Source organism: Neisseria meningitidis (assembly GCF_022869645.1).
Taxonomy (GTDB): domain Bacteria; phylum Pseudomonadota; class Gammaproteobacteria; order Burkholderiales; family Neisseriaceae; genus Neisseria; species Neisseria meningitidis.
In genome coordinates this window covers 863,461-885,633 of the sequence record NZ_CP064367.1, presented here as the reverse complement: position 1 = coordinate 885,633, position 22,173 = coordinate 863,461, and the positions used below count along the sequence as shown (strand labels likewise).

Sequence of the window (22,173 nt, the reverse complement as noted above, 5' to 3'; positions counted from 1 at the left end):
TTCGCTTAAATTTGTTACAATCGGCGGTTTGCAAAAACGCTAATTTTTTTGAAAGAGACCGATGAGCGTCATCCAAGACCTGCAATCGCGCGGCCTAATCGCGCAAACGACCGACATCGAAGCCTTAGACGCTTTGTTGAACGAACAAAAAATCGCCCTTTACTGCGGTTTCGATCCGACCGCCGACAGCCTGCACATCGGACACCTGTTGCCCGTATTGGCATTGCGCCGCTTCCAACAGGCGGGGCATACGCCGATTGCTTTGGTGGGCGGCGCGACCGGTATGATCGGCGACCCCAGCTTCAAAGCCGCCGAACGCAGCTTGAATTCCGCCGAAACTGTTGCCGGCTGGGTGGAAAGTATCCGCAACCAATTAACCCCTTTCTTGAGCTTTGAAGGCGGAAATGCCGCCATTATGGCGAACAACGCCGACTGGTTCGGCAAAATGAACTGCCTCGACTTCCTGCGCGACATCGGCAAACATTTCTCCGTCAACGCTATGCTGAACAAAGAATCCGTCAAACAGCGCATTGACCGCGACGGCGCAGGCATTTCCTTCACCGAGTTCGCCTACTCCCTGCTGCAAGGCTACGACTTCGCCGAGTTGAACAAACGCCACGGCGCGGTTTTGGAAATCGGCGGCTCCGACCAATGGGGCAACATCACCGCCGGTATCGACCTGACCCGCCGCCTGAATCAAAAACAAGTGTTCGGCCTGACCCTGCCTTTGGTTACCAAATCAGACGGCACCAAATTCGGCAAAACCGAAGGCGGCGCAGTATGGCTGAACGCGAAAAAAACCTCGCCCTATCAGTTCTACCAATTCTGGCTGAAAGTTGCCGATGCCGATGTGTATAAATTCCTGAAATACTTTACCTTCCTGTCCATCGAAGAAATCGATGCCATCGAAGCCAAAGACAAGGCAAGCGGCACCAAGCCCGAAGCGCAACGCATCCTCGCCGAAGAAATGACCCGCCTGATTCACGGCGAAGCCGCCCTGCAAGCCGCGCAGCGCATTTCCGAAAGCCTGTTTGCCGAAGACCAAAGCAGCCTGACCGAAAGCGACTTCGAGCAGCTCGCCCTCGACGGCCTGCCTGCATTTGAAGTTTCAGACGGCATCAATGTCGTCGAAGCCTTGGTAAAAACCGGTTTGGCATCCTCCAATAAAGAAGCGCGCGGCTTTGTGAACAGCAAAGCGGTTTTGCTCAACGGCAAACCTGCCGAAGCCAACAACCCCAACCACGCCGCCGAACGCCCCGACGATGCCTGCCTGCTGACCGACGAACACAAACGTTTCGGCAAATACACCATCCTTCGGCGCGGCAAACGCAACCACGCGCTTTTGGTTTGGAAATAATCCGATTGCCGCAGAAATGCCGTCATTCCCGCCTGCGCGGGAATGACGGCGGAGGGTTGTTTGTCTCGGTTTACCTGGTTAAAAAAGAACGATTTTCACTGATGTTGCATCAGGTTTGGGGCGATGTTTCAACACATAGCACCGCGCCTGCTGCGCGCTTTATGCGTTTGGCGCGTTCGGCTGCGGGAAATTTGCCTACTTTTCCCGCGTCGGGCGGGCGTAACGGGCGGCACACTGTCTATAAACCGCAATACCGTTTACAATGACCGCCTGTTTCACCACATACCCGAACATAACAATGAGAATCAGGCTGGGGCGGCACAACTCGCCCGACTTTCCGCACGGGGCCGCCGTAACCATAGGCAATTTTGACGGCGTACACCTCGGACACAAACACATCCTCCAAAAACTCCGCCTCGAAGCCGATACGCGCGGATTACCCGTCGTGGCCGTCGTTTTCGAACCCCAACCCAAAGAATTTTTCGCACTCCGCACCGGCAGGATGCCACCGTGCCGCATCAGTCCCCTGCGCACCAAGCTCGAATTATTGGAAGGCACAGGCTGCGTCGATGCCGTCTGGGTTTTGTGTTTCGATCGGAATTTTTCCGAAATATCCGCGCAAGCATTTATCGACCGCCTGCTGCGTCAAACCTTGAATACGCGTTATTTGCTCGTCGGCGACGATTTCCGTTTCGGTGCGGGGCGGGAAGGCTGTTTTGAACTTTTGGCACAACAGCCCGATATGCAGACCGAGCGTACGCCTTCCGTCATCGTCGAAGACATCCGCACCAGCAGTACCGCCGTGCGACAAGCCCTTTCAGACGGCAACCTTGCCTATGCGAAAAAACTTTTGGGACACGACTACGTCTTGAGCGGCAGGGTGGTGCACGGCAGAAAACTCGGACGCACCTTAAACGCCCCGACTGCCAACATCCGCCTGCCCCGCCACCGTTATGCACTCGGCGGCGTGTTCGTCGTCGAAGCGGACGGCGCATTCGGCACGCGGCGCGGCGTGGCGAGCTTCGGCTTCAATCCCACCGTTGATAGCGGCTGTTCTCAAAAGCTTGAAGTCCACCTGTTCGACTTTCAAGGCGACCTGTACGGACAACGGTTGAACGTCCGCTTCCTGCACAAACTGCGCGATGAAGAAAAGTTTGACGGTATGGCAGAACTGAAAAGGCAGATAGCAGCCGATATGGAAGCCGCAAAGTGTTGGTAGAAAAACCTTATACAAACCATCCGATTGGGCTACAATTAATCTTTTAACTTTTCAGACGGCATAGGGGTTTCCCGTTGTGAAATACTGTTTGAGGCGCAATGCCGTCTGAAACCGAAATATTGTAACAATAGAGATTAAAAAATGACCGATTACAGTAAAACCGTAAACCTGCTCGAGAGCCCGTTTCCGATGCGCGGCAACCTTGCCAAGCGCGAGCCTGCATGGCTGAAAAGCTGGTACGAGCAAAAACGCTACCAAAAACTGCGCGAAATCGCCAAAGGCCGTCCGAAATTCATCCTGCACGACGGCCCTCCGTATGCCAACGGCGACATCCACATCGGTCATGCCGTCAATAAAATCCTCAAAGACATCATTATCCGCAGCAAAACTCAAGCCGGTTTTGACGCGCCTTATGTGCCGGGTTGGGACTGTCACGGTTTGCCTATCGAAGTAATGGTGGAAAAACTGCACGGCAAAGACATGCCCAAAGCGCGCTTCCGCGAATTGTGCCGCGAATACGCCGCCGAACAGATTGCCCGTCAGAAAAAAGACTTTATCCGTCTGGGTGTGTTGGGCGACTGGGACAATCCTTACCTGACCATGGATTTCAAAACCGAAGCCGATACCGTGCGTATGCTCGGCGAAATCTACAAATCCGGCTATCTCTACCGCGGCGCGAAACCGGTTCAATTCTGCTTGGACTGCGGTTCTTCGCTGGCGGAAGCGGAAGTGGAATACAAAGACAAAGTATCGCCTGCGATTGACGTGGGCTATCCGTTTAAAGACACCGCTGCGCTTGCCACTGCATTCGGTTTGGCAGGTATCGAAGGCAAAGCGTTTGCCGTTATCTGGACAACCACGCCTTGGACGCTGCCGGCGAGCCAAGCCGTGTCTGCCGGTGCGGACGTGGTGTATCAATTAATCGATACGCCTACAGGCAAATTGGTGCTGGCGAAAGATTTGGCAGAAGACGCGCTCAAACGTTACGGTTTTTCAGACGGCATTGCTATTCTTGCCGAAACCACCGGCGACAAGCTGGAAAACCTGCACATGAATCATCCGTTCCTCGAGCGTGATATTCCCATGCTCAACGGCGAACACGTTACCACCGACGCCGGTACGGGTTTGGTACATACCGCCCCTGCGCATGGTTTGGAAGACTACGCCGTCTGCAACAAATACGGCATCGAGCTTTACAATCCTGTCAACGCCGAAGGCAAATACATCGGCGAAACGCCGCGCGTTGCCGGTATGCGCGTTTGGGAAGCCAATTCCGTTATCCTGCAATGGCTGGAAGAAACCGGCAACCTTTTGGCAAGCAGCAAAATCGAACACAGCTACGCCCACTGCTGGCGCCACAAAACGCCGCTGATTTACCGCGCGACAGGTCAATGGTTTGTCGGTATGGACAAAGCCGGTGCCGACGGTAAAACCCTGCGCGACAAAGCCATCAAAGCCGTGGACGACACCGAATTCTTCCCGTCTTGGGGGCGCGCGCGTTTGGAAGCGATGATCGAAGGCCGCCCCGACTGGGTGGTTTCGCGCCAACGCTATTGGGGCACGCCGATGACTTTCTTTGTTCACAAAGAAACGGGCGAGCTGCATCCGAACTCTGCCGAACTTTTGGAAAAAGTCGCGCAACGCATCGAAGAAAAAGGCATCGAGGCTTGGTTCTCCCTCGATAAGGGCGAATTGTTGAGCGCGGAAGATTGCGAACATTACGACAAACTCTCCGACACGATGGACGTATGGTTCGACTCCGGTTCGACCCATTATTCCGTCTTGAAACAGCGCGAAGAATTGGACTGGCCGGCTGACTTGTACCTCGAAGGCAGCGATCAACACCGGGGCTGGTTTCAGTCGTCCATGCTGACCGGCTGCGCCTCATCAATGGGTCGCGCGCCGTACAAACAGCTGCTGACCCATGGTTTCGTGGTGGATCAAAACGGGCGCAAAATGTCGAAATCCATCGGCAACGTCGTCGCGCCGCAAGAAGTGTATAACGAGTTCGGCGCGGACATCCTGCGCCTGTGGGCGGCATCCACCGATTACAGCGGCGAATTGGCGATTTCCAAAGAAATCCTCAAGCGCGTAACCGAAAGCTACCGCCGTATCCGCAATACCTTGAGCTTTTTGTTTGCCAACTTGAGCGACTTCAATCCTATTGAAGATGCCGTGCAACAGGCGGATATGGTGGAAATCGACCGCTATGCCTTGGTGTTGGCAAGGCGGCTGCAAGAACGCGTTGCCGGTGATTTTTATCCGCGTTATGCCTTCCACTTTGCCGTGAAAGAAATGGTTTCTTTCTGCTCGGAAGACTTGGGCGCGTTCTACCTCGATATCCTGAAAGACCGCCTCTATACCACCAAAGCCGACAGCCGCGCCCGCCGCAGCGCGCAAACCGCCCTGTACCACATCACGCGCAGCCTGGTTCTCTTGATTGCACCGATTTTGTGCTTCACCGGCGAAGAAGCGTGGGACATCATCGGCGGCGGCGCAGAAGACAGCGTGCTTTTCCATACTTGGCACGAGTTCCCGACCATCAACGAAAAAGCCGAAGCCGAACTGGTGAAAAAATGGACGGCAATCCGCGAAGCCCGCGAAGCGGTAACCGCCGCCATCGAGCCTTTGCGCGCCGACAAAACCGTCGGTTCGTCCTTGCAAGCCGAAGCCGAAATTACCGCGCCGGAAGAAATGGCCGGCTATCTGAATGCTTTGGGCGAAGAATTGCGCTTTGCTTTGCTGGTGTCTAAAGCAGAAGTGAAAGTAGGCAGCGAACTTGCCGTTGCCGCTAAAGCCAGTGATGGTGAAAAATGCGAACGCTGCTGGCACTACACCCGCGATGTGGGCGCGGTTGCAGGCCATGAAACCGTCTGCAAACGCTGTGCAGAGAATGTCGGCGGAGAAGGCGAAACGCGCCATTACGCCTGATAAAGTTTGAGCAAATGCCGTCTGAAACCGCCGAACAGCATTTCAGACGGCATTTTTTGTGCCGCGATTTGTCTTTATAACGGCGGAGGGGTTTCAAGATTGCGGTGTTGTCGGAATGCAACTGAACCGTCATTCCCACGAAAGTGGGAATCTAGAATCTCGAGGTTTCAGTCATTTCCGATAGATTCCCGCCGCGTCAGGGGTCTGGATTCCCGCCTGTGCGGGAATGACGGATTTCGAGATTGCGGTGTTGTCGGAACGCAACTGAACCGTCATTCCCACGAAAGTGGGAATCTAGAATCTCGGGGTTTCAGTCATTTCCGATAGATTCCCGCCGCGTCAGGGGTCTGGATTCCCGCCTGCGCGGGAATGACGGGTTTCAAGATTGCGCTGTTATCGGGAATGACGGATTTCAAGATTACGGTGTTGTCGGAATGCAACTGAACCGCCATTCCCACGAAAGTGGGAATCTAGAATCTCGGGGTTTCAGTCATTTCCGATAGATTCCCGCCGCGTCAGGGGTCTGGATTCCCGCCTGTGCGGGAATGACGGATTTCGAGATTGCGGTGTTGTCGGAACGCAACTGAACCGTCATTCCCACGAAAGTGGGAATCTAGAATCTCGGGGTTTCAGTCATTTCCGATAGATTCCCGCCGCGTCAGGGGTCTGGATTCCCGCCTGTGTGGGAATGACGGATTTCGAGATTGCGGTGTTGTTGGAACGCAACTGAACCGTCATTCCCACGAAAGTGGGAATCTAGAATCTCGAGGTTTCAGTCATTTCCGATAGATTCCCGCCTGCGCGGGAATGACGGATTTCAAGATTACGGTGTTGTCGGAATGCAACTGAACCGTCATTCCCACGGAAGTGGGAATCTATAGTGGATTAAATTTAAATCAGGACAAGGCAACGAAGCCGCAGACAGTACAAATAGTACGGCAAGGCGAGGCAATGCCGTACTGGTTTGAATTTAATCCACTATAGAACGCGGGGTTTGGGCAACTGTTTTTATCCGATAAGTTTCTGTGCGGACAGGTCTGGATTCCCGCCTACGCGGGAATGACGGGTTTCGAGATTACGGTGTTGTCGGGAATGACGGGTTTTAAGATTACGGCATTTGCCGTTTCGGGTACAGGAAAGGGGGTTTTCGGGTAAAATGGTACTCTTTTACCGGCTGTTGAAAAATATGTCTTCATCTGTTTCAAGTAAAACGCGCTATTGGGTATTGGCACTTGCCGCCATCGTGCTGGACCAGTGGTCGAAGTGGGCGGTGCTGTCGTCGTTTCAGTATCGGGAACGCGTCAATGTCATTCCTTCCTTTTTCGATCTGACGCTGGTGTACAACCCGGGTGCGGCGTTCAGCTTCCTTGCCGATCAGGGCGGCTGGCAAAAATACTTTTTTTTGGTGCTGGCGGTGGCGGTGAGCGCGTATTTGGTACGCGCCATCTTGCGCGATGAGTTTGCAACCCTCGGCAAAACGGGTGCGGCAATGATTATCGGCGGTGCGTTAGGCAATGTCATCGACCGCCTGATACACGGTCATGTCGTCGATTTCTTATTGTTTTATTGGCAAAATTGGTTTTATCCCGCCTTTAATATTGCCGACAGCTTTATCTGCGTCGGTGCGGTGTTGGCGGTGTTGGACAACATCGTCCACCGTAAAACCCAAGAAGAAAAATATTGATGCCGTCTGAAAACGAAATACCGGGCTTATGAACGAGAAAACCATCATCCTTGCCAATCCGCGCGGCTTCTGCGCTGGTGTGGATCGGGCAATCAGTATTGTCGAACGTGCTTTGGAAGAGTTCGGCGCGCCGATTTATGTGCGCCACGAAGTCGTTCACAACAAATTCGTCGTGGACAACCTGCGTGAAAAAGGTGCGGTGTTTATTGAAGACTTGGCGGAAGTGCCGCCGGGCGCGACACTGGTTTATTCGGCACACGGCGTATCGAAGGCGGTGCGGCAAGAAGCGGCGGAGCGCGGTTTCCGCGTGTTTGATGCGACTTGCCCGCTGGTGACGAAAGTGCATAAGGAAGTCGCCCGACTGGATGCCCAAGACTGTGAAATCATCATGATCGGGCATAAGGGGCACGTCGAGGTCGAAGGAACGATGGGGCAGCTTGCGCCGGGCAAAATGCTTTTGGTCGAAACGGTCGGAGATGTGGCAAAACTCGAAGTCAGAAACCCCGACAAACTCGCCTATGTCAGCCAAACCACGCTCTCGGTCGATGAAACCAAAGACATCATCGCCGCGCTGAACGCGCGTTTCCCCAATATCCGCAATCCGCACAAGGAAGATATCTGCTATGCGACGACCAACCGGCAAACCGCCGTCAAAGAGTTGGCAGAACAGTGCGACATCGTGATTGTGGTCGGTTCGCCCAATTCGTCCAACAGCAACCGCTTGCGCGAAGTGGCGGCATCGCGCGGAATCGATGCGTATATGGTGGATAATGCAGGCTACCTGCAACGCGCATGGTTTGAGGGCAAAAACAAAGTCGGCGTAACGGCAGGCGCGTCCGCGCCCGAAGTGTTGGTGCGGGAAGTACTGGCAACCATACGCGGATGGGGGCACGAAACCGTACGCGAAGGCGAGGGTGCGGAAGAAAGCATTGTGTTCGTCCTGCCCAAAGAGTTGCGCCGCGAGGGCGAAACCAAACCCGATTTGTGCAAACGTTGACGCAGGCGTTGAATGTTTGGGCAACACAAATGCCGTCTGAACAGGCTTCAGACGGCATTTTTGCCGTGTGCCGGATGCGGAAACCAATCAGGCGTAATGTTGTGCAAGAAAACCGGGCAGTTCGGACAAACCGTCCAATACGGCGAGATGCGGTGCGCTAAGGAGCTGTTCGCGCGAATGTGCGCCGGTGGCCACGCCGACTGCCGCCGCGCCTGCGTTTGCCGCCATATGCAGGTCGTGCGCCGTATCGCCGACGACCAATGCCTCTTTCGGGTCGAGTCCCAGTTCGCCGCAGATTCCGAATACCATTTCGGGCGAGGGTTTGGAGGGATATTCCCCCGCGCAGGCGGTGGCGAGCCAATAGCCGCCGGTGGCGGTTTGACTGATGGCGTTGTCCAAACCCGCCCGCCCTTTGCCCGTGGCGACGGCAAGCCAGTATCCTTGTGCTTTGAGCTTGTCCAGACAGGGCAGGGCATCGGGAAAGAGCGTCATATTGCGGTTGTTGGGATTGAGGTAATGTGCGGAATAAGTGCGTGTGATGTCGGCAATGGCGGTTTCAGACGGCATTTCGAGCAGGTCGCGGATGATTTCGGGCAGGCTGAGACCTTTGCAAAATTCCTTTCCCTCCCGACAGCCGAAACCCAAACACAGGTTTTCGTCTATTTTCGCCCCAAATACCTCCTAATTCTACCCAAATCCCCCCTTAATCCTCCCCGGATACCCGATAATCAGGCATCCGGGCTGCCTTTTAGGCGGCAGCGGGCGCACTTAGCCTGTTGGCGGCTTTCAACAGGTTCAAACACATCGCTTTCAGATGGCTTTGCGCACTCACTTTGAGCAGCCCGAAATAGGCTGCCCGCGCATAGCGGAATTTACGGTGCAGCGTACCGAAGCTCTGTTCAACCACATAACGAGTCTTCGACAAATACCGGTTGCGTTTGGTTTGCGTTTCCGACAGCGGACGGTTGCGGCAGGCTTTGCGCATAATGCCGTCCAGTAACTGATGTTCTTTCAGATGCTGCCGGTTTTCCTTACTGTCGTAGCCTTTGTCGGCATAGACGGTCGTACCTTTGGGCAGTCCTTCCAACAACGGCGACAGGTGTTTGCACTCATGGGCATTGGCGGGGGTAATGTGCAGTTTCTCGATATAGCCTTCCGCATCGGTACGGGTATGTTGTTTGTAACCGAGTTTGTAGAGGCCGTTTTTCTTGATCCAACGGGCATCGCTGTCCTTACTCGGTGTGGTTTGGCCGTTGATTTGTCCTTCTTCATCGACTTCTATGACCTGACGCTGTGTGCTGCCGGCGGTCTGAATAATGGTGGCATCAACGACGGCGGCGGATGCTTTCTCTATTTTTAAGCCTTTTTCGGTCAGTTGTCGGTTAATCAGTTTGAGCAATTCGGACAGGGTATTATCTTGCGCCAGCCAGTTGCGGTAGCGGCATAAAGTATAGTGGATTAACAAAAATCAGGACAAAGCGACGAAGCCGCAGACAGTACAAATAGTACGGAACCGATTCACTTGGTGCTTCAGCACCTTAGAGAATCGTTCTCTTTGAGCTAAGGCGAGGCAACGCCGTACTGGTTTTTGTTAATCCACTATGCTGCTCAGTTCGTCAAAACGGCAAAACAGGTTGAAATCGATGCGGGTGATGAGGCTGTGTTCGAGTTCGGGATCGGAGAGGCTGTGCCATTGTCCGAGCAGAACGGCTTTGAACATGGACAACAGCGGGTAGGCGGGACGGCCGCGGTGGTCTCGAAGGTAACGGGTTCTTTGACGGTTCAGGTATTGTTCGATCGGTTGCCAATCAATCACCTGGTCCAACTTCAATAGCGGGAAACGGTCGATGTGTCTGGCAATCATGGCTTGGGCGGTTTGTTGAAAGAAGGTGCTCATGAGAAATCCCCTAAATGTCTTGGTGGGAATTTAGGGGATTTTGGGGAATTTTGCAAAGGTCTCATTTTGCAAGATTTTAGTTTAATCATCAAACAGGGAACAGCAAAAATCCCCGCTGCAACGGGGATTTTTGTTCGGCTCTCGCCTGTGTGATTAACTTCACTAGGAGAAGCTAAAATGCTTAAATTCCTTATGCGTGGGAAAAAGTTGCTGCTGTCCGTTGAAGTGAACCACAAGTTCATTTTAGCGGTTGCTTTGCTGTTAAGTCAATGCAGTAGCTAACCCGACCACAATCAAAAAAACGCAAGTTTTCCGCCTACTCTGTGAGTGGGCGGTTTTTTCTTATTTCAAATCTGTGACACAATATCTGTCGCCTTTCTTGCCATAATTGCACTGTGTCTCAATGACTTTAACGCACGTTCGCTTATCGCAACGGCTGGTTGTAGCGCCCATTCTCATTTCGCAGTGCTACAATTTTTTGTATCCATTCCCAGCCGGAAATTAAGTTGTAGCTCCCTTTCTCATTTCGCAGTGCTACAATCTTCTGCCTTTTTACAAGCTCGCTTTCTTTGTTGTAGCTCCCTTTCTCATTTCGCAGTGCTACAATTTTGGTAAAGGTTTCTGTTGCGACCCGAATGTTGTAGCTCCCTTTCTCATTTCGCAGTGCTACAATCTTTAACTTTGACCGTGTGCAATCCAGTTAGTTGTAGCTCCCTTTCTCATTTCGCAGTGCTACAATAACGGCAACCCACTAAATTTTGCAAATGCGGTTGTAGCTCCCTTTCTCATTTCGCAGTGCTACAATATGCCTTTTTTTGTACTGTTGTTTGAACGAGTTGTAGCTCCCTTTCTCATTTCGCAGTGCTACAATAAATTCGTTTCAGATAGCAAACGCAGTAGTGTTGTAGCTCCCTTTCTCATTTCGCAGTGCTACAATATTTCGCTTTTGTATTGATTCAAGGTGCTTGTTGTAGCTCCCTTTCTCATTTCGCAGTGCTACAATAAATTCGTTTCAGATAGCAAACGCAGTAGTGTTGTAGCTCCCTTTCTCATTTCGCAGTGCTACAATGGGTAGCCAGTGCTAAAACCGCACCCGCTTGTTGTAGCTCCCTTTCTCATTTCGCAGTGCTACAATATGATGCAGGCTGCTCCGTCATCGTCTGCAGTTGTAGCTCCCTTTCTCATTTCGCAGTGCTACAATCCAAATAGAAATACATACGCCGAGTAATTAGTTGTAGCTCCCTTTCTCATTTCGCAGTGCTACAATTTTCTTTTTGTAATTGTTCTGCCTTTTTTAGTTGTAGCTCCCTTTCTCATTTCGCAGTGCTACAATCAATAACGGCGAGTTTACGCATCAATGCGGGTTGTAGCTCCCTTTCTCATTTCGCAGTGCTACAATTACCCACGGCGGAAACCATTGCCACAAAACGTTGTAGCTCCCTTTCTCATTTCGCAGTGCTACAATTTAAAATAATAACCCAATACACGATGTTAAGTTGTAGCTCCCTTTCTCATTTCGCAGTGCTACAATTCCTGCCAATTATCATACATAAGATTTTGCGTTGTAGCTCCCTTTCTCATTTCGCAGTGCTACAATTTGCGTCTATGGTGTCCTTTGAGATGTCCAGTTGTAGCTCCCTTTCTCATTTCGCAGTGCTACAATACTTCGACGGGAAATCCTTATTTCATAAGGGTTTCCCGTTTTATTTGTTATGAAAAAATGGGCTTAAAATAACAATAATTGGTCTGAATTGACCTTTTTTTCTTGGGTTTTCAGCTCGCCCAACAGCAGTTTCATGGCGGCATATTGCTTTTCTGTTATCTCCAAACAGCGGATTGAGCCTTCTTGCGGAAGGTTTGCACACAGTCTGTTGTGGTGTTTTTGCAACGAATCGCGGCCTTTGACGATACGGCTGTATACGGAAAGTTGCAGCATTTGGTATCCGTCTTTTAATAAAAACTGGCGGAATTGATTGGCGGCTTTGCGCTTTGCCGCCGTGATAACCGGTAGGTCGAAGAAGACGATAATCCTCATAAATTTGGCCTCACTCATATTGGTATTCTTTCAATGGTAGGATTTCAGGCAGTTTCAGTTGTTTGGCGTTTTTATCGGTTACGCCGGCTTGAAATGACGAAATCATTTTGTCGATGGCAGCCAAGGTGCTGAAATGTTGCCGTTCGATGCTGGTTTGATAGTAGAGGATTTTGATGAGGTGTTGTTTGATGCCGAGCGTCAGTTCAGTTTTCAGACGGCCTTGTTCGTACAAATGTATCACGGTCAGGTCGGCCAATGGGCGTAAGGGTTCGATAAAGTCATCGGCGAGATTAAATGGATTGAGTTCACTTCTATGAAACAAGCCTAATGCAGGTAACCAACCGTATAAGGTCAGGGCGCGTGCAACTGCGGCACGGAGTACGGCGTAGGTGTAGTTCAATGCGGCATTGACGGCGTTGTTGTCATTACGGGTAAATTTTTCGCCAAAGAGGGCTTGAAAGTAGAGGGCGGCAGCTTGGGCTTCACGGTTTCCTGTATCGCCTGAACGGACTTCAGATGCCAAAGTGCGCAGCCGTTTGGCTGCAAGATCATTGCCTGTTTCGTCTGCGACAAATGCTTGGTTCAGGATTTTTTGGCGGACGATATGTTGCCAGAGTTGCTTTTTTAAGGGTTCGCTTATGTTCAGTTGCAGTTTGAGGATTTTAAGTTGGCGGTGATATTGGGCATAAGGCAGCCATTGTCCGCAGGGCAGGAACTGCTCGTCGCAGGTCAGCAGGGTTGCACCATGCTCGGCTAAGGCTGATAGGAGCGGGGCGGTAATCAGGGTTTCGCGATTTTCGATGATGATAACGGCGATGTCCTCTAATGGTACGGTGTGGGACTCGCCGTTTTGTTGAATCAGCAGTTGCCGGCGTTGCAAGGATAGTTTGCCGCCGTTTTGAATAAGCAGGCTGCGCCAAGTCATGTTTTTCCCCTTATTTTTATATAAAAAATCCCTGCTTCAGGCCGCCTGAAACAGGGATAGATTAATTTAACGGACAGGCGGGCGTTTTTTCAGACGGCATGGTCTGATTTCTTTGCCCAGTTCGTCAATTTGGTATTTTTGGAATGAAAGGGCGGTTTTGACGCCGATACCTTCCAGTATTCCATTTTTGCCAATTTTATGATCAAGATCATGAATGCGTATATTGATATTACCGGTGCCTCGATGGCAGCTGGCAAAGTAACCAAACATTCTAGCTTTTTTTGTTATAACCTCGACTAAATCATTAGGGTGTAATGAGAATTTAAAGTTGAAACTATCATCAATAAGTTGCCAATCTTCTTCATCTTTTCCTTGTACAACAGCCCTATCCGGCAAAATCCCTTTCGCTACCTGCCAACTGTAAATCGGTACCAGATAATACTTGTCGCCTTTCTCAAACACATCTACGCGCACCATGGTTGCGTTGTCGGCAATACCGTTATGGTTGCGCACCCATACGCCGGTTTTCTGTACTTGCTCTACGCGTACGGCTTTTACCTGTTGGGTGCGGTTGCCTGCTTTATCGTATTTGTAAAACGGCTCGGCAAAGGCTTTGGCAGGATCGTCTTTATGTGCTTCCAGCCGTGCTTTCAGTGCTTCGTATAGCTTAGGTTCGCGCTCCCGATTGACCATTTTTTCCAAGTCTTTCAGTTTTAACTGTGTTAACGGTACGCGCAACACGCTGACGCCTTCGTCCAGTCGTTTGGCGGATTTGACGGTCTCCATATGCCCTTGCCCGCTCATCTTCCGATTGGGCGCGCGTGAAACAAACAGTGGCGTAACGTATTCGTGTACGGCTTCGGGGCGAGATGATAATTTTTCGGCAAGCAACGTGCGCAGTTTTTCTGGGGTATCGGCTTCTTCGAATTCGGGTTTGCCGTCCGGTTTGCCGAAGACGCGAATCATGACTTCTTGTGCGAAAAATTCCCAAGGTTGTGGGAAGTGTGTTTTTTGATGCAGCACTTCTCCTGTTTCTTTGTCTATGGTTTTACCGTCAAACGCGTTCATCTCTTTATAGCGTACAAAACGGGTAATTTTCTGCTGCATGGCAACGGTCGAGCAGGCAACGACGACGGCGTCCAAGGCGTGATGGCGGTCGTTTTCCGCACGCACTTTGCGCAATCCCCAAAAGCCGCGCAACAGATTGGTAATTTGTCCGTTGGATGCAAAGACACGTTTCTTGCCTTTACCTGTCAGCCGCATACGGTCGGCAACAAATTGACACAGGAAACGGTTGACGTAGCGCGTGTCGTTCAGATTGCGTTCTTTAAAGCCGTCTTCATCGAATTTTTGCAGCAGAATCCGTTGTTTTTTACTGCGCGGGAAACGGCTGGTTTCGACACGCGCTTTAAATTCCTGCCATTCGCGGCTGTTGTCTTTGCCGTTGAAGTATTCGTAAGGGGTTTGATTGCCTTTGTTTTGGTTTTCGCTGCCCAATACCAGCACTTTATTGTTGAAACTGTCGTCCCATGTGCGCGAGAACGGCAGGGCATGGTCAATTTCGACATAGCCTTTTTCGTTCAGACGGCCTAAGTTGATTTCTTTGCCCGAATACAGGCATTTGCCGTGTTGTTGCTCGTACAGGCGCAGTTTCAGAATATCTTTGGATTTGGGTTCGCCGACAAAATTGGGGAAATACTCTCGGAATTTGGCGGCGGCTTTTTCACGGTCTTTACGGTTTTCTTCCTGACGTTTCTCAATTTCTTTGCGGTCTTTAAATGATTTGCCTACTTCCCTTGCCGTTTCAATATGGATACGCGCAGGTGAGCCGTAACGCCGAACCACGCCGTTAATGACTTTTCTGGCTTGAGATAAGGCGCGCAAGACGACTGGATTGCGGATTTCGTCGGCAGGGATGGGCGGCAGATAAATCTTTTCTTCCGCATTTTTCTTGCCGTAATGGTCTCCGTAGATTTCGGCGCAGGCTTCATCGTAACGTTTGCCTTGCTCCATTAGAGGCACAATTCGGCGCAATGCTTTCAAGGAAATTTGGACGAACTTGTCGAAGCTGATGTGTTTTAACAGCGCTTCTAATATTTCGGGCTGTACACGGTCTTTCAGACGGCCTGTAATGTCTTCATCGGTTTTGAACAGAGAGAATGCTGTGCCGATTTCGTCTTGTAATTCGGGAGAAAGGCGTAATGGGGATTTTTTATCTTTCAATCCTTCTTTTTCCAGTGCACGGCTGATGGCATGGTAGGCCTTCATTTCCATCAATGTTGAGGCTTCGGCATTGTCTTTACCATAGCGCAAGCCTTTGAAAAAGGCGGTATCTTCTAAACCCAGCAGCTTACGGGCTTGTGCGTAAGTCAGTTTGGATTTTCTGTATGGCTCGTCCATAAGCGTGGCGCGTTCGGTATCGGTCAATGGCCGCTCGCTGCCTTGCTCTAAAATACGCAGGTTGTTCAGCTTGGTCAGCCAGACGAAACGTTCGGCGGTATAGGTGTTTTTAGCGGCTTTCGGCTCTGCCGGCTCAAAGGTGCAATGTCCCAACATTTTTTGAACGGCATCGCCGGACAGGGCAGGGCGTTGCGTCATCAGTAGGGTTTCAATACCTTCTTTAAGGCCGCCTGAAACATGCGGATTGCCAAATTCTTTTTGTTTTTCAAACAGCAAAATCAGCTCCGCCTGCAAATCTTTGCGGCTGAACGTATGCGAATAATCGCCGCGCTGATTGCGGATATGGCCGCTTTCTTTCTCAAATTTATTTAAAGCCAATTCGGCCGGTGTGCGGAAATCGCCTGTCTGTAAGGCATGGGCATTGTCGGCTACGCCTTTGAGCAAAGCGCCAAGCTCTTTATCGGCAGTTTCGCCCTCGTTTTTCCGTTGCGATAAATAGCCTCGGTGTTTGATTAAATGCAACAAGACTGCCGACCACTCTAAAGGCGTCAGTTTGCGGTCTAATGCGGCTGCGCGAAGTTGCCATGGTGTATTCGGTAAGGATTTGATCAAGCCGTTTTCGTCAAAATCAGCGGCTTGTAATACGCCTTCGCGTTTCAATAGGCGGCGGGCCCGAAGCAGGCGATGGGCGCGACGGCGGGTCAGGCGGCGGACACTGCGCGCCAAACGCCTTGCCATGGCAAGGGAGTCGCCTGTTTTCGGTACTTCGGCACGCTCAAATACGCGCACGCTCAAATCAATCAGGCGGATGGGGTTTTCTTCTTCGTCAATTTCTACCATCGCCCAGCCGACGGATGCGATGCCGATATCGAGGCCGAGGATGTAGTTGATTGGATTAGGTTTGAAGGCAGCCATTTATTACTCCGTAAACAACGTTGCAAATAATGATAATATATCTTATTGTCTTATTTATATACAAATAGATTATTGACTTATCATCTCACAACGGCTAGAATCCCAAACATATTGTCGCACTGCGAAATGAGAACCGTTGCTACAATAAGGCCGTCTGAAAAGATGTGCCGCAACGCTCTGCCCCTTAAAGCTTCTGCTTTAAGGGGCATCGTTTATTTCAGTTAAAAAATGCCGTCTGAAACCGGTTTTTGGGCTTCAGACGGCATTTATATTTTGGGTTACCAGTTGACGCGCACCGACCGGCTGCCGAGCAATGTTTCCAGTTCGCCGAACAATGCGGAACTCGGCGTAACCGTCCATTTCGGCGGCACTTGAAGCCTGCCCGACGCTTTTTCGTTGGCATACGACAGTTGCAGCGGGATGCGCGGCGTGTCGGGCAGTTGGTGGGCGGCAAGCAGTTGTACCAGTCCGCCGATGTCGTGATGCGGGGCGAGGGCGAGGCTGAGGCTGCGGGCGTAGCGTTCGCGCGCCGTTTGCAGGGTCATGACTTGGTTTGCCAGAATACGCAGCCCGTCGCCGCCGCCGTAGTCGTCGCGGCTGACTTTGGATTCGATAATCAGCACTTGGTCAGCTTTGAGGCAGTCGGCGCAGTTTTCCAACGTCTGACCGCCGACCATGATTTCAACCTGTCCGCTCAAATCTTCAAGGCTGACGAAGGCGATTTTGCCGCGCTTGCCCATCATCGTACGCACGGCGGTAACGAATCCGGCGAGGCGCACGCTGTCTTGCGGCTTCAGACGGTCTAATTTGGTCGGTGCGATTTGGCGGACTTCTTGGGCATACGGGCCGAACGGGTGACCGGACAGGTAAAAGCCGATGACGGTTTTTTCTTCGGCGAGTTTTTCCGATTCGCTCCACCTCGGCAGGTCGATGAGCCGCACCGGTTCGATGGCGTCTTCCATCATATCGAAAAGTCCGCCCTGATTGGCGTTGGCGGCTTTTTGGTCGGCGTTGTCCATAGCGAGGTCGATGTTCGCCAAGAGCATGGCGCGGTTGGGTTCGATGCTGTCGAACGCGCCGCCGCGTATCAGGGCCTCGAGGGTGCGGCGGTTCATGTGTTCTTTGCCGACGCGCTCGCAGAAGTCCAAGAGGCCGGTAAACTTGCCGCCGCTTTGCCGCGCGGCGATGATGGATTCGACGGCGGCTTCGCCCGTGCCTTTAATCGCGCCGAGTGCGTAGCGGATTTTCATGTTCGGATACGGCGTGAAGCGGTAGTCGGATTCGTTGATGTCGGGCGGCAGGAACTCGATGCCGTTGGCGCGGCAGTCGTCGTAGAAATGCTTGAGCTGGTCGGTGTTGTCCAATTCGGACGACATCGTCGCCGCCATAAATTCGGCGGGGTAGTGCGCCTTGAGCCATGCGGTCTGGTAGGAAATCAGGGCGTAGGCGGCGGCGTGGGATTTGTTGAAACCGTAGCCGGCGAATTTTTCCATGTAGTTGAAGATTTCGTCGGATTTTTCGCGCGAAATGCCTTGTTTCGCCGCGCCTTCGGCGAAGATTTCGCGGTGTTTCACCATTTCTTCGGGCTTTTTCTTACCCATCGCGCGGCGCAGCAAGTCCGCGCCGCCGAGCGAGTAGCCGCCGATAATCTGCGCCGCCTGCATCACTTGTTCCTGATACACCATAATGCCGTAGGTCGGCGCGAGGATGCCTTCGAGCAGCGGATGGATGTATTGGAATTCCTGGCCTTTCATGCGCGCGACGAAGTCGGGGATGTTGTCCATCGGGCCGGGGCGGTAGAGCGATACGAAGGCAATCAGTTCTTCAAACTTGGTCGTATGCGCCGTTTTCAGCATTTTTTTCATGCCGGTCGACTCGAACTGGAACACGGCGGTGGTGTTCGCATCTCGGAAGATTTGGTAGGCGGCTTGGTCGTCGAGCGGAATTTTGCCGACATCGACGATATCGCCGGTGGTGTTTTTGATGTTGTTCTGCGCCATTTCGATAATGGTCAGGTTACGCAGACCTAAAAAGTCGAATTTCACCAAACCCACGTCTTCCACGTCGCCCTTGTCGTACATGGATACGGGAGAGGCGGATTCATCCGCCTGATACACGGGGCTGTAATCGGAAATCTTGCCCGGCGCAATCAACACGCCGCCCGCGTGCATACCCAGACCGCGCGTCAAATCTTCCAGCTTTTTCGCCAGCGTAATGAGTTCGTCCGCTTCTTCCGCTTCGATTAATTCCTGAATCTGCGGCTCCGCCTTCATCGCGTCGTCCAAACCCAGAGGTTTGTTGGCTTCCAACGGAATCAGCTTGGACAGTTTGTCGCACAGCATAAACGGCAGCTCTAACACGCGCCCCACGTCGCGGATGACCGCTTTAGACGACATCGTGCCGAAGGTAACAATCTGGCTGACCGCCTCCGCGCCGTATTTTTCGCGCACATACTCAATCACGCGGCCGCGGTTTGCCTGACAGAAGTCAACGTCGAAGTCGGGCATGGAGACGCGTTCGGGGTTTAAGAAACGTTCAAACAGCAGCGCGTATTTGAGCGGATCAAGGTCGGTAATCTTCAATGAATACGCCACCAGCGAGCCTGCGCCCGAACCGCGCCCCGGCCCCACCGGACAGCCGTGCGTTTTTGCCCAGTTGATAAAGTCTTGTACGATAAGGAAATAGCCGGGAAATTTCATCTGGATGATGATGTTCAGCTCAAAATCCAAACGTTCCTGATATTCCGGCATTTTTTCTGCGCGTTCCGCTTCGTCGGGATAAAGCTGAACCATGCGTTCCTGCAAACCCTCGTTGGAGAGTTTGATGAGATAGTCATCGAGTGATAAACCGTCGGGCGTGGGGAAAAGGGGCAGGAAGTTTTTGCCCAATGTGATGTGCAGGTTGCAGCGTTTGGCAATTTCTACCGTGTTTTCCAAGGCTTCAGGCAAATCGGCGAAACGTTCGGCCATGGTTTCCGGCGGAATGAAAAACTGGCCCGGCGTGAAATCGCGCGGACGTTTTTTGTCCGTCAATACCCAGCCGCCTGCGATACACACCCGCGCCTCGTGCGCGTTGAAATCGTCGCGGCTCATAAACTGCGTCGGGTGGGTCGCCACCACCGGCAAACCCAGTTCCTCCGCCAGCTTCACGCTGCCGGAAACGCAAGCCTCCCATTCGGGGCGTTCGGGCAGGCGTTGCAGCTCTAAATAAAACGCATCGGGAAACCATGCCGCATATTTCAACGCCGCCGCACGCGCCGCGTCTTCATTGCCGTTCAAGAGATTCACGCCCACTTCGCCGTAATGCGCGCCGCTTAAACAAATCAAGCCGCTGTTGTCGCCGTTTTCCAGCCATTCGGGATTGAGTTCCGCATGATGGATATTGCGGTCTTTGCCGACATAAGCCGCCGTCAGAAGCTCGCTCAAGCGCAGATAGCCCGCATCGTTGCGGATAATCAGCATGGCGCGGAACGGCTTGTCGGGCGCATTCGGATTGCCTATCCACACGTCCGCCGCGCCGATGGGTTTAATCCCTGCGCCGCGGCAGGTTTTATAGAATTTCACCAAACCGAATTCGTTCATCAAATCGCTGATGCCCAAAGCAGGCAAACCGTATTCCTGCGCTTTGGCAATCAGTTTTTTAATCCGCACCATACCGTCGGTAATCGAGAATTCGGTATGCAGGCGCAGGGGGATGTAGGTCGGCTCGGTCATGGCAAAATCGGCGTGAACAATAAAAGGCGTATTGTAGCAGGGTTGTCTTTAGATGGCGGTGTAGGTAATGCTGTTTCGGATTCAGACGGCATGACCTGCAAATGTTTTTGAGCTTTTACGACGGCAAAAAAATGCCTCCTACCGTGTGGTGGAGGCTTCCCAAGGAGTATTGATAGATATAAAGGACTATCAAACTAGTTATAAAGAACTATATACATTATTCGGACGGATGGCAAGCAGTTAAATCGATTTTACGTTCAAACAGGTTTTTGATTTCGTTTTGATGCCGATTGCCGGTGTATCGGGCAGTTCGCGTTTGAGGATGTGCATCAGCGTCAATGCGGATTCGTCGGGGAACAGGATTTGCAGCTTGCCGTTGGACAGGATTTCTTTGATCGGATGGCGGCATATGGGGTTTCAGACGGCATTTTTACTTTTACGGAACAGCTGGTGTGGGATGTGCTGCCGGTTTTGCGGTAATTTTGGGTACGGCGGCGGCAGGTGCTACAATAACGGCCTCTTTCTGCAAGGGAACATTATGGAAGCCACCGTCTATCTCGAAGACAACGAATACATCGCCCTGTGCGACCTCTTGAAATTGGCCGGACTTGCCGAAAGCGGCGGACAGGCAAAAGCATTTATCGCCGAAGGGCTGGTGTTGCGCAACGGCGAAACCGAAACCCGTAAAACCGCCAAAATACGCGGCGGCGAAGTCATCGAGTTTGACGGCGCGCGCTTGGAAATCGCCGATGGATACGACCCTGAAGTATAAAGCCGAAGCCCTTTTGGGCGAGCCGCTTTTAGAAGAACCCGTCCGCCCTGAGTTGTGGGAATGCTGCGGCAGCGACTGCGGCGAGGCGTGCATTCAGACGATTTACTGGGCGGATAAGGCACGCTACGACGCGCAACGGCGGAAGTTGAAAGAAGCGGGTTGGGCGGAAGACGAAAATGCCGTCTGAAACCAGTTCGGCTTGATAAAACCACGTTTTCAGACAGTCTTTTATAGTAGATTAAAATTGAAAACGGTCATATCGCCATTCCCTCGAAAGCAGGAATCCGGAAGTTTGAAATAGCGGTTAACCTTAAACATTTCCAATAAATCAAAGTCTGGATTCCCGCCTGCGCGGGAATGACGGCATAGCGGCTTTTCCTTTGCATTTGCCATACACTTGTTTTTTGAAATCACCGCCGCCACACCGCCCGACAATATTGAAACACCCTGCCCACCATTTACCACGCACATAACGCCTTATGATAGACCTGCACTGCCATTCCACCGTTTCCGACGGTATGCTCTCCCCCGCCGAAGTTGTGCGCCTCGCGCATCAAAACGGCTGCACGCTGCTGGCGTTGACCGACCACGACCACACCGGCGGCATCGCCGAAGCGCGTGCCGAAGCCGACAGGCTCGGTTTGCGCCTGATTAACGGCGTGGAAATCTCCGTAACGTGGCGCGGGCGTACCATACACGTTGTCGGCTTAGACTTTGACGAACAAGACGAAAACCTGCAAAACCTGTTGGCGCAAGTGCGGCAAGGCCGTCTGAAACGCCTCGAAGCCATCGCCGCCAAGCTGGAAAAACGCGGCATTTCGGGCGCATACGACGGCGCGCTCGCGCTGGCGGCAAACAAAGAAATGGTCAGCCGCACACACGTCGCCGAGTTCCTCATTCGGGTGGGACACGTCAAAAACAAGCAGCAGGCGTTCACCAAATACTTGGGCGACGGCAAATCCTGCGCCGTCCGCCACGAATGGGCGACGCTGGAAGACTGCGTCTCCGCCGTCAACGGCGCGGGCGGGTTGGCGGTCATCGCCCATCCGATGCGTTATGATTTGTCCGCCACCGCCAAGCGCAATCTGTTTGAAGAATTTAAAAACCTCGGCGGCGCAGGCATCGAAGTCCACAGCGGCAACTGCTGCAAAAACGACCGCCTCAACTACGCGCTTTTGGCAGAACGCTTCGGTATGCTCGCCAGCGCGGGCAGCGACTTCCACCGTTTAAACGACTTTAGCGGCGGCATTCTCGGCGCGTGTCCCGAACTGCCGGAAAACTGCAGGCCGGTGTGGGCGCATTTTTCCCGATATTGAATGCAGATAAAA

At 52.3% G+C, this 22,173-nt stretch carries 15 protein-coding genes, 2 pseudogenes and 1 CRISPR repeat array; of the genes and pseudogenes, 9 read left to right on the top strand and 8 right to left on the bottom strand.

The annotated features are described in order from the left end of the window. The first annotated feature begins 61 nt into the window (after positions 1–61). The 5 genes from tyrS (at position 62) to ispH (ending at position 8,188) form a co-directional block, all read left to right on the top strand. On the top strand, positions 62–1,357 hold the full coding sequence (gene tyrS / locus IUJ45_RS04555; RefSeq protein WP_002249457.1) for a tyrosine--tRNA ligase: 1,296 nt from the start codon (positions 62–64) through the stop codon (positions 1,355–1,357). A gap of 298 nt (positions 1,358–1,655) precedes the next feature. Further along, entirely contained in the window at positions 1,656–2,576 is a 921-nt protein-coding gene (ribF, locus tag IUJ45_RS04550) for a bifunctional riboflavin kinase/FAD synthetase (protein WP_002247077.1), read from the top strand. A 141-nt stretch (positions 2,577–2,717) separates the two neighbouring features. Further along, positions 2,718–5,507 (top strand): isoleucine--tRNA ligase, encoded by a 2,790-nt coding sequence (gene ileS, locus IUJ45_RS04545; protein ID WP_002247068.1) that lies wholly within the window; start codon positions 2,718–2,720, stop codon positions 5,505–5,507. Positions 5,508–6,663: 1,156 nt separating this feature from the next. After that, positions 6,664–7,191 carry a signal peptidase II gene (lspA, locus tag IUJ45_RS04540; protein WP_002221499.1) on the top strand — a complete coding sequence of 176 codons (528 nt, stop codon included), beginning with the start codon at positions 6,664–6,666 and terminating at the stop codon, positions 7,189–7,191. A 28-nt stretch (positions 7,192–7,219) separates the two neighbouring features. Further along, a complete protein-coding gene (gene ispH, locus IUJ45_RS04535; protein WP_002221497.1) occupies positions 7,220–8,188 on the top strand; it encodes a 4-hydroxy-3-methylbut-2-enyl diphosphate reductase in 969 nt (322 codons plus the stop codon). A gap of 87 nt (positions 8,189–8,275) precedes the next feature. Here the strand turns inward: ispH and IUJ45_RS04530 are convergent, their stop codons facing one another. From IUJ45_RS04530 to dnaE, 7 genes and pseudogenes are all read right to left on the bottom strand, one after another. Continuing rightward, positions 8,276–8,833 carry an HAD-IA family hydrolase gene (locus tag IUJ45_RS04530; RefSeq protein WP_002247064.1) on the bottom strand — a complete coding sequence of 186 codons (558 nt, stop codon included), beginning with the start codon at positions 8,831–8,833 and terminating at the stop codon, positions 8,276–8,278. A 103-nt stretch (positions 8,834–8,936) separates the two neighbouring features. Continuing rightward, a pseudogene (locus IUJ45_RS04525) lies at positions 8,937–9,644 on the bottom strand (IS5 family transposase); the annotation flags it as partial. Positions 9,645–9,782: 138 nt separating this feature from the next. Beyond that, positions 9,783–10,085: pseudogene (locus IUJ45_RS04520) on the bottom strand (transposase); the annotation flags it as partial. 439 nt (positions 10,086–10,524) lie between these two features. Then, positions 10,525–11,748: direct repeats of the CRISPR family, unit length 36 nt; unit sequence GTTGTAGCTCCCTTTCTCATTTCGCAGTGCTACAAT. A gap of 63 nt (positions 11,749–11,811) precedes the next feature. Next, a complete protein-coding gene (cas2, locus tag IUJ45_RS04515) occupies positions 11,812–12,138 on the bottom strand; it encodes a CRISPR-associated endonuclease Cas2 (protein WP_002214566.1) in 327 nt (108 codons plus the stop codon). Continuing rightward, positions 12,131–13,045, bottom strand: coding sequence for a type II CRISPR-associated endonuclease Cas1 (gene cas1, locus IUJ45_RS04510; protein ID WP_002214563.1), 915 nt, complete (start codon positions 13,043–13,045; stop codon positions 12,131–12,133). The genes cas2 and cas1 overlap by 8 nt, the downstream gene beginning before the upstream one ends. Positions 13,046–13,111: 66 nt before the next feature. Further along, complete coding sequence (cas9, locus tag IUJ45_RS04505; protein WP_002249455.1) at positions 13,112–16,360, bottom strand: type II CRISPR RNA-guided endonuclease Cas9; 3,249 nt, start codon at positions 16,358–16,360, stop codon at positions 13,112–13,114. Positions 16,361–16,638: 278 nt separating this feature from the next. After that, positions 16,639–20,073 (bottom strand): DNA polymerase III subunit alpha, encoded by a 3,435-nt coding sequence (gene dnaE, locus IUJ45_RS04500; RefSeq protein WP_002249454.1) that lies wholly within the window; start codon positions 20,071–20,073, stop codon positions 16,639–16,641. Between the two features lie 324 nt (positions 20,074–20,397). On the opposite strand from dnaE, the gene IUJ45_RS04495 reads away from it, so the two are divergent. The 3 genes from IUJ45_RS04495 to IUJ45_RS04485 are packed head-to-tail and all read left to right on the top strand — an operon-like array spanning position 20,398 to position 21,032. Then, complete coding sequence (locus IUJ45_RS04495) at positions 20,398–20,553, top strand: hypothetical protein (protein ID WP_153312950.1); 156 nt, start codon at positions 20,398–20,400, stop codon at positions 20,551–20,553. Positions 20,554–20,611: 58 nt separating this feature from the next. Next, positions 20,612–20,845, top strand: a complete 234-nt coding sequence (locus IUJ45_RS04490) for an RNA-binding S4 domain-containing protein (protein WP_002237342.1) — start codon at positions 20,612–20,614, stop codon at positions 20,843–20,845. Then, positions 20,823–21,032, top strand: coding sequence for an oxidoreductase-like domain-containing protein (locus IUJ45_RS04485; RefSeq protein ID WP_002237341.1), 210 nt, complete (start codon positions 20,823–20,825; stop codon positions 21,030–21,032). The genes IUJ45_RS04490 and IUJ45_RS04485 overlap by 23 nt, the downstream gene beginning before the upstream one ends. 41 nt (positions 21,033–21,073) lie before the next feature. On the opposite strand, the gene IUJ45_RS04480 is transcribed toward IUJ45_RS04485, so the two are convergent. Then, positions 21,074–21,316, bottom strand: coding sequence for a hypothetical protein (locus tag IUJ45_RS04480; RefSeq protein ID WP_079278899.1), 243 nt, complete (start codon positions 21,314–21,316; stop codon positions 21,074–21,076). Between the two features lie 8 nt (positions 21,317–21,324). On the opposite strand from IUJ45_RS04480, the gene IUJ45_RS04475 reads away from it, so the two are divergent. Further along, positions 21,325–22,161 carry a PHP domain-containing protein gene (locus IUJ45_RS04475; protein WP_002236118.1) on the top strand — a complete coding sequence of 279 codons (837 nt, stop codon included), beginning with the start codon at positions 21,325–21,327 and terminating at the stop codon, positions 22,159–22,161. Positions 22,162–22,173: the final 12 nt, after the last annotated feature.